Genomic DNA, 13,357 nt, shown 5'->3' on the forward strand with positions numbered 1-13,357 from the left:
CCTGCCGCGTGGCCATCACGCGCAGCTTCGAGAAGGGCGGCACGCGCTCGCGGGCGGTCTATTCCGATTGCAAGGGCTACCGCTATGCGCTCACCCGTGTTTGGGATGAGGCGGCGCCGCGGCTCCTTTACGTGATGCTCAACCCCTCGACCGCCACCGAGCGCGCCAATGACCCCACCATCGAGCGATGCGAGCGGCGGGCGCGTGCCCTGGGGCAGGGGGCGTTCGGGGTGGTCAATCTCTTCGCCTTTCGGGCGACGCGCCCGGCCGATCTCTTCGCCGCGCCGGACCCGGTGGGGCCGGAGAATGACGCCGCCATCGCTGAAGCGGCGGCGTGGGCCGATGCGATCTTGTGCGCTTGGGGCGCGCATGGCGCGCGGCAGGGACGCGCGGAGGCGGTGACGGCGCTTCTGCGGCGTGCTGGCAAACCGATGTTCCACTTGGGCCTGACCAAGGGCGGCCAGCCGCGCCACCCGCTTTATGTCGGGTATGCGGTGCCGCTTCAGCCTTGGGGGGCGGCGGCGAAGACGTCGGGCTTGACCTCGACATAGACATCGGCGTCGGTGGCATCGGGTGCGTCTTTCAGCACCGCCACGAGATCGCCCGCAACGATCACATGGGCGTCCTGCCCGTCGGGCGAGGGCTCGACGCGCAGATCCCACGCCTGCGCCGACCCGAGCTCGGGGTTGAGCGAGATGTGCAGAAAGTCGGTGCCCACCTCGAAGTCGGTGATGACCGCCGGAGCCGCTTCGGCATCATTGCCGTCGCTCCAGACCCAGTAATAGTCCTCCCCCTGTCCGCCGGTGGCGGTGTCGCCTCTGTCCATGATGAGCGTGTCGTTGCCGGGGCCTCCGTCGAGCACATCGGCCGCGCCGTCGATGTGGTCGGAGAAGACGCGGCGGACCTCCTCTTCGCGCTCCTCGATCCGCCCGTGATGGTCGATGACGTCATCGCCCTCGCCCCCGCGGATCACGTCGGCTCCAAAGCCGCCGCGCAGGATGTCGTCTCCTGCACCGCCGTCGATCACATCGTTGTCGCTGACGGCAGCCGCTGCAGCGTGGCTGCCGCCTTCGATGAAGTCTCTGCCGCTGCTGCCGGTGAGCGTGTCGTCGCCTGCGCCGCCGTCGATGAAGGCGCCGGCGCGCGCGGATGCGGCCGAAATCCGGTCCTCCCCCTCGCCGCCGAAAGCGGCCGTCGCGCCTTCGCCGCTGGTGATCGTGTCATTGCCCGGCCCGCCAAAGAGCCACGCCGCGCCATCGCCGCCGGTGAGCGTGTCGTTGCCGCCCGCGCCATCCACCACCGCGACCCCGCCTTCGGAGGCCACGGCCGGCGTCCCAGAGAAGAGCGTGACCTCTCCCTCGCCCGTTCCCCCGATGCCGTCATCGGGAAGGGCGTGGGTGTCGTCGCCGTCGCCGAGGTGCGTGACTGTGGAAGCAGGATGGTTCGCGCGCGTGAGCGCCGCATCCAGACCCGCCGCGGCGGCGCTGTCGCGCGTGAGCGCGGCCTCGAGTGCCTCGCTCACCGCCGGGTCACCGCCCACGCCCCAGCTTGGGCCAGGGTCGAGGTTGAGCGGATCGAGGCCGGGCTTATCACCGCCGCCCCCCGGCTCCCCCGGATCTTCGGGGTCAAGCGGGTCGAGGCCGGGCTCGCCCCCGCCGCCACCCGGATTGCCAGGATCCTCGGGATCGAGCGGGTCAAGAGCATCGTCCAATCTGTCGCCTCCGGTGGCGGCGTCGTCACTCCCCTCGAAGGCGAGGAGTTCGGCGAGGGGGATGGTTTCGGGCGCGCCGCCGCCCTCGTCGTGCAGGATGATCTCGATGTCGTCGGCGGGCAGCGATTCCTGCCCCGGAAAGGTGAGCACCATCGCGCCCTCGGCGGTGTCGATCGAGATGCTCGCGCCGCGATCGGAAAACTCCGTAGTGAAGCTCACCTCGCCCTCGAGCGAGCCGAGGTCGATGCGCAAACGATCCTCGCCGGGGCGGAAGTCCTCGTACGCGTACTCGCCGGGGCCGGTTTCGGGCTCGAAGAGCCGCGCTTCCGCTCCCCTGTCCGGCGGCGGCTCGTCAACAAGCAGATCGCCGGTGCCCTCGGCACTGCCGGGCTCCACCGGCCCGGTTTCGCTCGCGTCGTCGTCGTTCTCCTCTTCTTCCAGAACCGGAAGGAAGGCCAAGGGAACCAGCCCCAGCAGCAGCATTGCAGCGAGCATGCCCCACTCCGTTTGTCTCACCCCACGAGGCAGGAGGGTAGCATGGAACGGAGCATGAACGGGCGAAATAATGAAATGGAATCAAGGTTAACGCCGAGACGGAAGGAACGCTGCGGCGGCCGTGGACCGCCGCAGCGCAGCCGCTCAGAGCAGCTCAGACAGTGGCACCAGCGCGATGTCGGAGACGGAAATCGGGGTGCCCGAGTTGTTTGTGACTTCGGCGACGGTCTCGCCGTCGACCTTGATGAGCGAGATGCTCGGCCCGGAGCTCGGCACCGCCGTTTCAATGGTGATCGTCCCGGGTGGAGTGCCCTGATAGGCGATCACCAGCTGATCCTCGGTGGAGTTGAAGTCCGGGATCACCGGGGCGGCGCCATCGACATAGTTTCCGACAACGAACGTATCGGCGCCCGTGCCGCCGAGGGCGATGTCGCCGGTGCCCAGCAGCAACGTGTCATCGCCGTCACCGGCATCGATCGTGTCGCCCTCGTCTTGGTCGGCCTCACCGGGAGCGGCGCTTTCCAGAACAATCGCCTCGATCCGGTCATTGCCCGCGCCGCCGTTCAGCGTGTCGGCGCCGAGGCCCCCGACCAGCACATCGTTGCCCGCCTCTCCGTCAAGCGTGTCATCCTGCCCGCCGCCGTCGAGAATGTCATCTCCCTCGCCGCCGTTCAGCGTGTCCTGGCCGCCGCCGCCCTGGAGCACATCATTGCCGTCGCCGCCGGCCAGGCTGTCATTGCCCGCGCCGCCGAACAGCCTATCGGCGCCCGCCCCGCCGTCGAGGATGTCATCACCGTCGCCGCCGTCGAGTTCATCGTCATCGTCCTCGCCGAAGAGCTCATCGTTGCCGTAGCCGCCCCGAAGCGTGTCGTTGCCTGTGCCGCCCTCGAGCCGGTCAAATCCGGTGTTTCCCTCGATGAAGTCGTTGCCGGCATCGCCACGGATGAGGTCGTCATTGCCGCGGCCATAAAGCACATCGTTGCCCTCGCCGCCCGAGATGTCGTCATTGCCTTCGCCGCCCTCGACGAGGTCGTCACCTTCGCCGCCATCGATCACGTCGTTGCCGTTGCCGCCATGGATTCGGTCGTTGCCCGTGAACCCGTCGATCGTGTCGTCGCCACCGCCGCCAAACAGGATGTCGTTCCCGGCGCCGCCGTTGATGGAATCGGCGCCGTAATCGCCGGCGATCATGTCGGCACCGTCGTTGCCATTGAGAACATCGTCGCCGCTGCCGCCCAGAAGCTGGTCGTTCCCCGGACCGCCGTTGACGACGTCCTCACCGTCGCCGCCGGAGAGAAGATCGGCCCCATCCCCGCCGTCGAGCGTGTCGTTGCCGGGGCCGCCAAGCATCTCGTCCTTGCCGGGGCCGCCGAGAAGCTGGTCGTTGCCCAGCCAGCCGAGGATCGTGTCATTGCCGGCCCCGCCATCGAGCTCGTCCGCGGCATCGGTGCCGATCAGGCGATCGGCGCCATCGGTGGCTCCTCCGGAAGTGCCGCCAGAGGTGCTGCCCGTGTCATCGGTAGCCGTGTCTTCGGAATCATCATTCGTGCCGATGTCCAGCGCGAAGCCGGCGGCGATCAATCCCAGAAGTGCAAAAATCGCGAACATGTCCCTTCCTCACCCTGCTGATGTCGGCCCGCCCACCATCGATGACGCCTCGGCCCCCGAATTGCCGGCCATTTGCCAAAGCCTTGCCCCATTTCGCGACGGAAGCCAGATTTTTGCCGCAATCGCGCTCGCATCTCCGCGCATCCGCCCGATCCGCGCAACAATGGAAGAAAGTCGTGACGATTGTTGCCGTGGGTGACCGTCAGGCGGGCGTCCGACCCTGGTCATCGAGTTCCGATTCCGGCACGAGAGCAATGCTGTCGAGTGACAGGGCGGGTGCACCGGGAAGCGACACGACCCGCGCGACCGGCGCGCCATTGAGGCGGATGATATCGATGAGATTGCCGTTCGCGTCGGCGGCGCTCTCGATGGTGACGTGGGGAGCGGATGAGGCTTCGGTATCGTAGCCTATGACCAGCCGCTCCATTGCCGGGTCGAATTCGTCGATGAGCGGAACTGGGGCGTCGTCGCGCGAGAGAAGGGAAGCGTTCTCGGTTGCGGCCGCCGAAGGTCCCTCGCCCCCATAGAGAAGAGTCCAGGCCGGAGAGCCGGGTGAGCTCGGGCCCTCGGCGAGGGCGGGATCTGCAGTGCTGTTGGCAGCGAGGGAGTCGTGGCCGAGCGATTCGGTTTCGCCGGATTCCTTCTCGTCGGGCCCGGCGGAGTCAAACCCCTGTGCCAGCGTGGCCAGGCCGAGAAACTCCAGAATGCCGAACATCGCTTTCCGAGGCCCTGTGATTTCCGCGCCGCTTCTGCCGCGCGTCTTGTGCCGTCCGCGTGCGCCGGAGCCCGTGGCTTTTCGGCCATGCACCGAGGATCGAAGTCGATATCATGCGACGCGGGTCGAGAACTTGCAAATGCGGCGGAATGCGGCGCGGCCGTCCGTTTCCGCAGCCGAGACAGTGCGTGGCGCGTTGGCCGCATCGTGCGCCTTCGGCGATCAGTTTCCTGCCGTGCATGCGCGCCGGACGAATCGGATTGCATGGGGCTGTACAGGGGCTTTGCAAACAGGAGAAAAGGCCTTATACGCGCGCAGCCGGCGCCGGTGCCCCTGTTGCCCGGCGTCCGACTCCATGGACCTTGCTGGACGACATCCCGGCTTGTGCCCGCAGATCAGGAAAGGAGACCCCGATGTCGATCACTGCCGAGGAAAAGGCCCGTCTGATGAAGGAATATGCCACCCACGAGGGCGACACCGGGTCGCCCGAGGTGCAGGTGGCGATCCTGACCAGCCGCATTGCCACGCTGACCGAACACTTCAAGACCCACAAGAAGGACAATCACTCCCGCCGCGGGCTCTTGAAGCTGGTCGCGCAGCGGCGCAAGCTGCTCGACTATCTCAAGCGCAAGGACGAGGCGCGTTATCAGGATCTCATCAAGCGTCTCGGCATCCGCCGCTGACGCTTCACGCACATGCCCGCGGGAGGAATGGCAGCCTGCGGGCCGGCTTGAGGGGGCTGGCGCTCGCGACCGCGCGCCGGCCCCTTCACATTTCCGGGCCGGGCCTTGCGCCCGTCAAGCCCGTCAACCCTGGGGGCCGATTGTTTCGCAGGGAAGGCCACGGGCGGTGAGCCGCCGGCAGGCCAGATCGGCGGCCTCGCGCGACATCCCGACGAAATTGGCCTCGAAGCCCCGGCCTGTCTGCACCACCTTGCGCAGCGCGTCGCCAAGCGTGCCGATCTCGCTGAGGGCGGTGCGCAAGAGCACCTGTTCGGCGCGGTAGCGGGTGGAGTAGCGGCCCACATTTATTCCCCACAGGCGTCCACCAGAGGTGGAAACGCGGGTGACGACGATAGGCCCTGCACTTTCTGCCCGTTCGAGCGCGGGCGTGCCCGGGGAGTCGGGCAGCTCGGCGATGGCGCTCGCCGGCAGCGATTCGGGCGTGGGACGGGGCGGCGGGGTGACGGTGGCAATGGTGGAAACGGGCGCCTCGGGTGCCGGGTCCGGTCCGATCTGGGAGGGCGACACGGCCGCGCGCGTGGTCTCGACCGATTCGGTGACCTGCGAGCGGATCGCCGCGATCAGCGCTTCGGGCAAGGCGGGGCCGGACCGTGGACGTGGCAGCGGTCGCGGGCTGCGGCCGACGGCCGTGACACCGGCCGAGGCCACGGCGACCGCCTTGCCGTAGGGAGGTTTCTTCGGCGGGCGGAAGGCGACGCGGGCTGGCGCGCGCTTGAAGCCCAGGTCGAGAAGCTCGGCCACGCGGGCGTTGCGCTGGGCGGTGGACCGGCCGCCGAACATGGTGGCGATGATGCGTACGCCGCCGCGTTCGGCCGAGGCGACGAGATTGAAGCCCGAAGCCTTCGTGTAGCCGGTCTTGATGCCGTCAGCGCCGCGATAGTCGCTGAGAAAGCGGCGGTTGGTGTTGCTCACGGTTCGAAGCCCGGCATCGGTCGAGCGGCGGGAGAAGAGGTTGTAGTATTCGGGGTAGTCGTAAAGGATGTGCCGGCCCAGGATGGTCATGTCGCGGGCGGTGGACAGGTGCCCGGCTTCGGTAAGCCCGTGGGCATTCTTGAAGGTGGTCCGGGTCATGCCTAGCGCCTTGGCCGTGCGGTTCATGCGCCGGGCGAATGCGGCTTCGGAGCCCTCGATCGCCTCGGCAATGGCGGTGGCCGCGTCATTGGCCGACTTCACCGCCGCTGCGCGGATGAGATAGCGCAGCTTGATCTTCTGGCCCGGCCGCAGACCCAACCGCGAGGGTGGCTCGGAGGCGGCCTTGCGCGAGACCGTCACCAGCGTGTCGAGCGAGATCTCGCCGTGCTCCACCGCCTCGAAGGCGATGTAGAGCGTCATCATCTTGGTCAGCGAGGCGGGGTGAAGCCGCGTGTCGGCGTTGCGCGAGTGCAGGACTTCGCCCGTGCGCGCGTCCATCACCATGGCGGCGTAGGGTGCGGCGCGGCCCGGACCGCCCATGATCGCGCACAACAGCACAAGGATTGCGATCAGACCCCAGCGAAACGGGGCTGGGCATGGAATCCTGCCTCTGCGTGCCTGCACGCTCACGATCGTGTCTGCCTCGTTCCGTCCGGGTCTGGCGCCCGGTCAGGGTGATGTTAACCGCGTCAGCTTTCCTCGCCAAGCCGTTGATCGACGGGCAAAGATGCGCGCCCTCGAATCGATGCTGATTGAATTGTTTCAATGCGGCAGGAATATGGCCGGCATTTACAGGAATTGTTGCAGCAGGGCGGGCAGCTCGCCGAGATGGGCAAGCTCCCGGAAGCGGGTACGGTCGCCGGGCGGGTCCGCATGTTCGAGTTCCCAGGCGAGATCGTGGGGCACATGCACGCCCCAGCCTCCCGCGGCGATTGCCGGCAGCACGTCGGACTTCATGGAATTGCCCACCATCATCGCCTGCTCCGGTCCGCTGCCGTGCCGGGAGAAGATGCGGGCGTAGATATCCGGCGTCTTTTCGGAGACGATCTCCACCCCGTCGAAGAGTTCGCCAAGACCCGACTGGGCGAGCTTGCGTTCCTGGTCGAGAAGATCGCCCTTGGTGATCAGCACCACGCGAAAGCCGGCGTCCGAGGCTGCCTCCACCGCCTCGCGGGCGTGCGGGAGAAGCTCTATGGGGTGGCGGAGCATCTCCTGACCTGCGGCGATGATCTCTCCGATCACGCTGGCGGGCACGCGCGCCTCGGTCACCTCGATGGCGGTCTCGATCATCGACAGCATGAAGCCCTTGATGCCGTAGCCGTAATGGCCAAGGTTGCGCCGTTCCGCGGCAAGCAGGCGTTCGTCGAGATGGTCGGGGTCGGCGTGATCGGCCAGAAGTTCGGCGAAGCGCGCCTGAGTCATGCGGAAGAACTGTTCATTGTGCCAGAGCGTGTCGTCGGCATCGAAGCCTATTGCCGTCAACCGTCGTGCCATCTGCAACCCTTCGCCCCGTTTGGCGCCCGGCGTGCCACCCTTGTTGCGCACAATGCCGGGCAACCGGCCCCTTTTCACACGCTTTCGTCGGAATATATAGTCGCCACGCCAAGCTGCTTTGAACCGTCGGACGCATCGAGGACGCGCGTGATTGCCAAGCCCGTGACCATGGCCGGAAAGAAGGATGATGGCGCTGGCGAAGGCGGCACAGGTGTTGCCCTTCAGACCCGCACCAAGACCCAGCGGCCGCCGATGTACAAGGTGCTAATGCTCAACGACGACTACACGCCGATGGAGTTCGTCGTGCATGTTCTGGAGCGCTTCTTCGGCATGAGCCATGCACAGGCATTCGAACTGATGCTGACGGTGCACAAGAAGGGGGTGGCTGTGGTCGGTGTGTTCTCCTACGAGATCGCGGAGACGAAGGTCAGCCAGGTGATGGATTTCGCCCGCCGCCACCAGCACCCGCTGCAGTGCACGATGGAAAGGGAGTAGCGCGCCGCCACGGCGCCTTTCGCGATGAATTCATCCCGCCTGACCCGCGCGCTCGAGGAAGGCGCGCCGCGCATCGACCGCCTGTCGCGCGTTGCCGTGATCGAACCGCGCAGGGGTGACGACCTCTCGGTCCTGCCGCGCGAGGGGCTGGAGATCATTCAGGGGTTCCGACCCGATCACGATGCCTTCGAGGCGGCAGGATACACCGTGCGCCTCGCTCCGCAGGGCAGATACCAGGCGGCGATTGTCTCTCTGCCGCGGGTGCGCGAGCTCGCGCGAGACCGCATTGCTCTGGCCGCCGAGATCACCGGCGGCGGGCCGGTGCTCGTGGACGGGCAGAAGACCGACGGCATCGACGGGCTGCTGCGCGAGGTGCGCCGGCGGGTGGAGCTCGGCGGGGTGGTGGCGCGCGCTCACGGCAAGATGTTCTGGTTCGAGGGCGGGGATTTCTCCGACTGGCGCATGGCCGATGAGCCGCGCGAGATAGAGGGCGGCTGGATCACGCGGCCGGGCGTCTTTTCCGCCGATGCGCCCGACCGGGGCTCACGGCTCCTAACTGAGGCGCTGCCGCCGAAGCTGGGCAAGAAGGTTGCCGATCTGGGCGCGGGCTGGGGGTATCTCGCGCGGAGCATTCTCGAGCGGGCGGACGTCGGGCGGCTCGACCTTGTGGAAGCCGACCACGCGGCGCTCGATTGTGCGCGGCGCAATATTTCCGATGCGCGGGCGGTCTTTCACTGGGCAGACGTCACGGAGTGGGGCGAGGCAGCGAGTTTCGACTGCGTGGTGACAAATCCGCCGTTTCATGCCGGACGGCGGGCCGACCCGGCGCTGGGGCGGGCGTTCATTGCGGCTGCGGCCCGGCTTCTGAAGCCTTCGGGGCGGCTCTATCTGGTGGCCAACCGGCATTTGCCGTATGAGCGGGATCTGCGCGCGGCATTTGCGGAGGTGCGCGAGATCGGTGGGGACGGCGGCTTCAAGGTCATCGAGGCGGTCCGGCCGCTGGCATCGCGCAATCGCGGGCGGCGCTGAAATCGGCTAGGCTGGCCGGCACCGGCGGGGGATTCGCGGCGGGCGGCCCGAACAAGAGTTTCACGGAGACAGCATGACCTTTTCCATCTCCGGCAAGACGGCCATCGTCACCGGCGGCGCCAACGGCATCGGCCTGGCCATTGCTCGGCATTTCATCAGCCAGGGCGCCAACGTGATGCTTGCCGACATGGACGAGGCGCGACTCAAGGACGAGTGCGGGCCGGTGGAAGACGGCGAGGGAGGGAATGTGCGCTTCTTCGCCGGTGATCTGCGCGAGAAGCTGACGCTCGCCAACCTGCTCTCGGCAACCATAGATGCCTTCGACCGGGTCGATATTCTGGTCAATGCCTGCCGCCGCGTGGCGCTGGCCGATTCGCTCAATCCCGATGACGAGACCGTCGAGGAAATGCTCGATCACAACCTGTTCACCGCGCTGCGCCTTTCGCGGCTGGTGGCGCGGCGGATGATTCGGCAGGCGCGGGAGGAAGGACGCGAGGAGGGGACCGCCGGGGCGATCATCAATCTCTCCTCGATCGCGGCGCAGCGGCTCAGGCCCGAGCTTCTGGGCTTTTCGGTCGCTTCGGCGGCGGTCGAGCAACTCACGCGGGGGCTGGCGGTCGCGCTCGCGCCGCACCGCATCCGTGTGAATGCGATCGCCTTCGGCAGCGTGATGAGTGCCTCGCTGAAGGATGCGCTCAAGGGCAATGACGCGTATCGCGAGGAAATCGTGGAGAAGACCCCGCTCGGCCGCATCGCTTCGGCGCGCGAGGTGGCGGAGACGGCGCAGTACCTCGCCTCCGAGGGGGCGGCCTTCATGACCGGGCAGGTGCTGGTCATCGATGGCGGGCGCACGCTGATCGACCCGGTGACGCCGCCGGCACACTGAGAAGGCAAGCAGGGGGCAGGAGCGCGACACCGATGAACGGGACAGGCGGGGCAATGGCGGACGGCGGGACGATGGCAGAGGAGAAGGCGCGCGCAGCGGCATGGTTCCGCGAGCTGCGCGACCGGATCGTCGCCGCCTTCGAGGCGCTTGAGGACAGTCAGACAACCGGCCCGTTCGCCGACCGCGCGCCGGGCCGCTTCGAGATGCGCGAGACGCGCCGTCGGGGCGAGGATGGCTCGGATGCGGGCGGCGGGCTGATGAGCGTGATGCGCGGTGGGCGGGTGTTCGAGAAGGTGGGAGTGAATGTCTCCACCGTTCATGGCCGACTCGGCCCGCGGGCCGTGCAGGCGATGGCGGCGCGGCGCGATTTGCCCGGAATGTCCGAGGATCCGCGCTTCTGGGCCTCGGGCATCAGCCTCGTGGCGCACATGCAGAACCCGCACATCCCGGCGGTGCACATGAACACCCGCATGTTCTGGACACCGCATGGCTGGTGGTTCGGGGGCGGAGCCGATCTCAATCCCTGCATCGAATACGCGGAGGACACCGCCCATTTTCACGCCACGCTGAAGGCGGCGTGCGATGCGCATGACGGGGGCTACTACGAGCGCTTCAGAGCCTGGGCGGACGAGTATTTCTTCATTCCCCATCGCGGAAGAGCGCGGGGGGTGGGGGGGATCTTCTACGACGATCTCAACACCGGCGACTGGGAGGCGGATTTCGCCTTCACGCAGGCCGTTGGCCGCGCGTTCCTGCCCGCCTTCCTTCCGATTGCGGAGCGACGGCGGAACACGCCCTGGACTGATGCGGACAGGGAAACGCAGCTTGTCCATCGCGGGCTCTATGCCGAGTACAACCTCGTCTATGACCGGGGCACGAAATTCGGCCTCGAGACGGGGCATGATCCCGAGGCGGTGCTGATGAGCCTTCCACCCGTGGCGAAGTGGCCCTGAGGGGCGGCAACGGGGCGGGCCATTGAAAGGGTGCAGCCGAAGTTTCGGAACCGCCCGCCTGGCCGAGGCGGGCGCGTGGACTTTCCCTCCCGTCCGGCCGGGGCGGCGGGTCGGCCTGCTGGGAGGGTCTTTCGATCCGCCACACCAGGGACATGTTCACATCACCCGCGAGGCGCTGAAGCGCTTCGGGCTTGACGAGGTGTGGTGGCTGGTGAGCCCCGGCAATCCGCTGAAGCCCGAGGCCCCGGCGACGCTCGAGCGGCGCATGGCCGCGGCGCGGGCCATCATGCGCCATCCTCGGGTGCGCATCACCGACATCGAGGCCCGGCTCGGCACGCGCTACACCGCCGAGACCTTGCACAAGCTGTTGCCGCATTACCGGGGCATGCGCTTTGTCTGGCTCATGGGGGCGGACAATCTGGCCGGATTCCACCGCTGGGAGCGTTGGGAGGAGATCATGTGCATGCTGCCGGTCGGCGTGATTGCCCGCCCCGGAGAGCGCATCGCCGCGCGCCGCTCCCCGGCTGCGTTGCGGTTTCGCCGCTACCGGCTGCCCGCGGCAAGGGCGCGCCTGCTTGCCGATTGCCCGCCACCCGCATGGTGTTTTATCAATATTCCCATGACGGATTTGTCCTCGACCGCAATTCGGATGCGAGGCGAGTGGATTAGGTAAGCGCGGCAGGGGCAGCGTGCCCGAGCGCGCCGCGCTGGGAGAATTGGTTTTGCGCATTTCGAGACGCGCTTTCGTCTCGTCGGCTCTGGCCTGTTCCGCGGTGGTGGTTTGGCCGGCAGCCGCGGACGCGCCTCGGCGGTCTCCCTTTCCCGCGCCCCGGCCCGTGCGCCTTCATCCTCTCTCGTCGGCCACGGTCGATGACATCATCGCTGCCGCGCGCCTCGGCGGGATGACCTCGCTTGCCGTCTGTGACGTGGATACGGGCGAATTTCTGGAGGTGAAGAACCCGGTGCGCCGGCTGCCGCCTGCCAGCGTGGTCAAGAGCCTCACTGCGCTCTATGCGCTTGACATGCTGGGTGCGGATTACCGCTTTGTCACACGTCTTGTCGCGACCGGGCCGATCGAGGATGGCCTGATCAAGGGCGACCTCGTGCTGGTCGGAAGCGGCGACCCGACTCTCGACACGGATGCGCTCGGCGACATGGCGCGGGCGTTGGCGCAGAACGGGGTCCGCCGGATCGGTGGACGGCTTCTGCTCGCGCCGGGTGCGTTGCCATTCGTGCCGGCGATCGAGCCCGGCCAACCGCCGCAGGCGGGCTACAACCCGGCGATCTCGGGGCTGAACCTGAACTTCAACCGCGTCTACTTCGAGTGGCAACGGCAGGCCGAGGGGTATCGGGTGACACTCGATGCACGCGCGGAGAGATTTCGGCCGGAGGTTCGCATAGCTCGCATGCAGGTGGTGGACCGCGAGCTGCCCGTCTACACCTATGCCGACCAGGGGGGATCGGATCAGTGGACGGTGGCGCGGCCGGCGCTGGGCAACGGCGGGGGGCGATGGCTGCCGGTGCGCAAGCCGGCGCGCTATGTCGGCGAGGTCTTCCGCAGCTTGGCGGCGGCGCAGGGGGTGTCACTGCCTGAGCCTGAAATCACCGATCACGCGCCGCCGGGAGAGACGCTGTTTGCCTGGCAAAGCGGGGAGCTGCGCGGGATTCTCCGTGGCATGCTGCACTGGTCGACAAACCTGACGGCCGAGGTGGTCGGGCTCACCGCCAGCCGCGCGCGCGGCCGCTCGCCGGTCTCTCTGGCCGATTCCGCGGCGAGCATGGAAGCCTGGGCGCGAGAGCGGCTGGTGTTGCGCCGGCCCCGTTTCATCGATCATTCGGGGCTGGGAGACGGGGCGCGGCTTTGCGCGTCAGATCTGGTGACGGCGCTGAGGCATCCGCTGGCCCGGGCGCAGCTTGCGCCGCTCCTGCGGCGGATGAGCATGCGCGATTCCAACGGGCTGCCGATGCCCGACTCGCCGATCGAGGTGCACGCGAAGACGGGCACGCTCAATTTCGTGAGTGCGCTCGCGGGATATGTCGCGACGCCGAGTGGGCGGCGGCTGGCCTTTGCCATCATCTCGGCGGACCTTGAAAGGCGCGCGGCGCTGCGGCCCGAGGAACGCGAGCGGCCGGAAGGCGGCCGTGCCTGGACGTTGCGGGCGCGGCGCATGCAGAACGAGCTGCTTGCGCGGTGGGGCAGCATCTTTGCTGCATGAGGGCAAGCGCGCTGCGCGCGAACGCGCCCCCAAGGGGCGCGTGCCTTCGGCGAGGGTATTTCCCCCAGGGTGAGGATGGGGCGGGCCCGCCTTTCGGACT

General features: G+C 67.7%; 13 protein-coding genes. 8 read left to right on the forward strand and 5 right to left on the reverse strand.

The features are described 5' to 3' along the window. Positions 1 to 8 precede the first annotated feature (8 nt). Positions 9 to 551, forward strand: a complete 543-nt coding sequence (locus tag BLQ14_RS03175; RefSeq protein ID WP_245656885.1) for a DUF1643 domain-containing protein — start codon at positions 9 to 11, stop codon at positions 549 to 551. On the opposite strand, the gene BLQ14_RS03180 is transcribed toward BLQ14_RS03175, so the two are convergent. From BLQ14_RS03180 to BLQ14_RS03190, 3 genes are all read right to left on the reverse strand, one after another. After that, complete coding sequence (locus BLQ14_RS03180; RefSeq protein WP_092498036.1) at positions 503 to 2,206, reverse strand: calcium-binding protein; 1,704 nt, start codon at positions 2,204 to 2,206, stop codon at positions 503 to 505. The two genes, BLQ14_RS03175 and BLQ14_RS03180, sit on opposite strands and share 49 nt — an antisense overlap. Before the next feature lie 144 nt (positions 2,207 to 2,350). Next, a complete protein-coding gene (locus tag BLQ14_RS03185) occupies positions 2,351 to 3,814 on the reverse strand; it encodes a calcium-binding protein (RefSeq protein WP_092498038.1) in 1,464 nt (487 codons plus the stop codon). Positions 3,815 to 4,016: 202 nt separating this feature from the next. Then, the gene (locus BLQ14_RS03190) at positions 4,017 to 4,529 is read right to left on the reverse strand and encodes a hypothetical protein (RefSeq protein ID WP_092498040.1); all 513 of its coding nucleotides are present in this window, start codon (positions 4,527 to 4,529) and stop codon (positions 4,017 to 4,019) included. Positions 4,530 to 4,942: 413 nt separating this feature from the next. Here BLQ14_RS03190 and rpsO point away from each other — a divergent pair, with 413 nt between their 5' ends. Next, complete coding sequence (gene rpsO / locus BLQ14_RS03195) at positions 4,943 to 5,212, forward strand: 30S ribosomal protein S15 (protein WP_092498042.1); 270 nt, start codon at positions 4,943 to 4,945, stop codon at positions 5,210 to 5,212. Positions 5,213 to 5,335: 123 nt separating this feature from the next. Here rpsO and BLQ14_RS03200 read toward each other — a convergent pair whose 3' ends face one another. Next, positions 5,336 to 6,724: a D-alanyl-D-alanine carboxypeptidase family protein gene (locus tag BLQ14_RS03200; RefSeq protein ID WP_092498044.1), complete on the reverse strand. Its 1,389-nt coding sequence runs from the start codon at positions 6,722 to 6,724 to the stop codon at positions 5,336 to 5,338. Positions 6,725 to 6,973: 249 nt separating this feature from the next. Next, entirely contained in the window at positions 6,974 to 7,678 is a 705-nt protein-coding gene (locus BLQ14_RS03205) for an HAD family hydrolase (protein ID WP_092498388.1), read from the reverse strand. Positions 7,679 to 7,846: 168 nt separating this feature from the next. Here BLQ14_RS03205 and clpS point away from each other — a divergent pair, with 168 nt between their 5' ends. The 6 genes from clpS to dacB all read left to right on the forward strand — a co-directional run bounded on the left by clpS (position 7,847) and on the right by dacB (position 13,257). Continuing rightward, the gene (gene clpS, locus BLQ14_RS03210; protein ID WP_176759525.1) at positions 7,847 to 8,173 is read left to right on the forward strand and encodes an ATP-dependent Clp protease adapter ClpS; all 327 of its coding nucleotides are present in this window, start codon (positions 7,847 to 7,849) and stop codon (positions 8,171 to 8,173) included. A gap of 24 nt (positions 8,174 to 8,197) precedes the next feature. After that, complete coding sequence (locus BLQ14_RS03215) at positions 8,198 to 9,202, forward strand: class I SAM-dependent methyltransferase (RefSeq protein ID WP_092498048.1); 1,005 nt, start codon at positions 8,198 to 8,200, stop codon at positions 9,200 to 9,202. A gap of 73 nt (positions 9,203 to 9,275) precedes the next feature. Then, positions 9,276 to 10,088 (forward strand): SDR family NAD(P)-dependent oxidoreductase, encoded by an 813-nt coding sequence (locus BLQ14_RS03220; protein ID WP_092498050.1) that lies wholly within the window; start codon positions 9,276 to 9,278, stop codon positions 10,086 to 10,088. A 32-nt stretch (positions 10,089 to 10,120) separates the two neighbouring features. Beyond that, entirely contained in the window at positions 10,121 to 11,041 is a 921-nt protein-coding gene (hemF, locus tag BLQ14_RS03225; RefSeq protein WP_425412080.1) for an oxygen-dependent coproporphyrinogen oxidase, read from the forward strand. A gap of 58 nt (positions 11,042 to 11,099) precedes the next feature. Then, entirely contained in the window at positions 11,100 to 11,714 is a 615-nt protein-coding gene (locus BLQ14_RS03230; protein ID WP_092498392.1) for a nicotinate-nucleotide adenylyltransferase, read from the forward strand. 163 nt (positions 11,715 to 11,877) lie between these two features. After that, positions 11,878 to 13,257 (forward strand): D-alanyl-D-alanine carboxypeptidase/D-alanyl-D-alanine endopeptidase, encoded by a 1,380-nt coding sequence (dacB, locus tag BLQ14_RS03235; protein ID WP_245656887.1) that lies wholly within the window; start codon positions 11,878 to 11,880, stop codon positions 13,255 to 13,257. Positions 13,258 to 13,357 lie beyond the last annotated feature (100 nt).

The organism is Meinhardsimonia xiamenensis (assembly GCF_900102905.1).
GTDB classification, from domain to species: Bacteria; Pseudomonadota; Alphaproteobacteria; order Rhodobacterales; family Rhodobacteraceae; genus Meinhardsimonia; species Meinhardsimonia xiamenensis.

Coding starts and splice junctions, on each gene's coding strand:
- BLQ14_RS03180 (WP_092498036.1), bottom strand. CDS start 2,206: ATGCTCGCTGCAATGCTGCTGCTGGGGCTGGTTCCCTTGGCCTTCCTT.
- BLQ14_RS03185 (WP_092498038.1), bottom strand. CDS start 3,814: ATGTTCGCGATTTTTGCACTTCTGGGATTGATCGCCGCCGGCTTCGCG.
- BLQ14_RS03190 (WP_092498040.1), bottom strand. CDS start 4,529: ATGTTCGGCATTCTGGAGTTTCTCGGCCTGGCCACGCTGGCACAGGGG.
- rpsO (WP_092498042.1), top strand. CDS start 4,943: ATGTCGATCACTGCCGAGGAAAAGGCCCGTCTGATGAAGGAATATGCC.
- BLQ14_RS03200 (WP_092498044.1), bottom strand. CDS start 6,724: ATGGGCGGTCCGGGCCGCGCCGCACCCTACGCCGCCATGGTGATGGAC.
- BLQ14_RS03205 (WP_092498388.1), bottom strand. CDS start 7,678: ATGGCACGACGGTTGACGGCAATAGGCTTCGATGCCGACGACACGCTC.
- clpS (WP_176759525.1), top strand. CDS start 7,847: ATGGCCGGAAAGAAGGATGATGGCGCTGGCGAAGGCGGCACAGGTGTT.
- BLQ14_RS03215 (WP_092498048.1), top strand. CDS start 8,198: ATGAATTCATCCCGCCTGACCCGCGCGCTCGAGGAAGGCGCGCCGCGC.
- BLQ14_RS03220 (WP_092498050.1), top strand. CDS start 9,276: ATGACCTTTTCCATCTCCGGCAAGACGGCCATCGTCACCGGCGGCGCC.
- hemF (WP_425412080.1), top strand. CDS start 10,121: ATGAACGGGACAGGCGGGGCAATGGCGGACGGCGGGACGATGGCAGAG.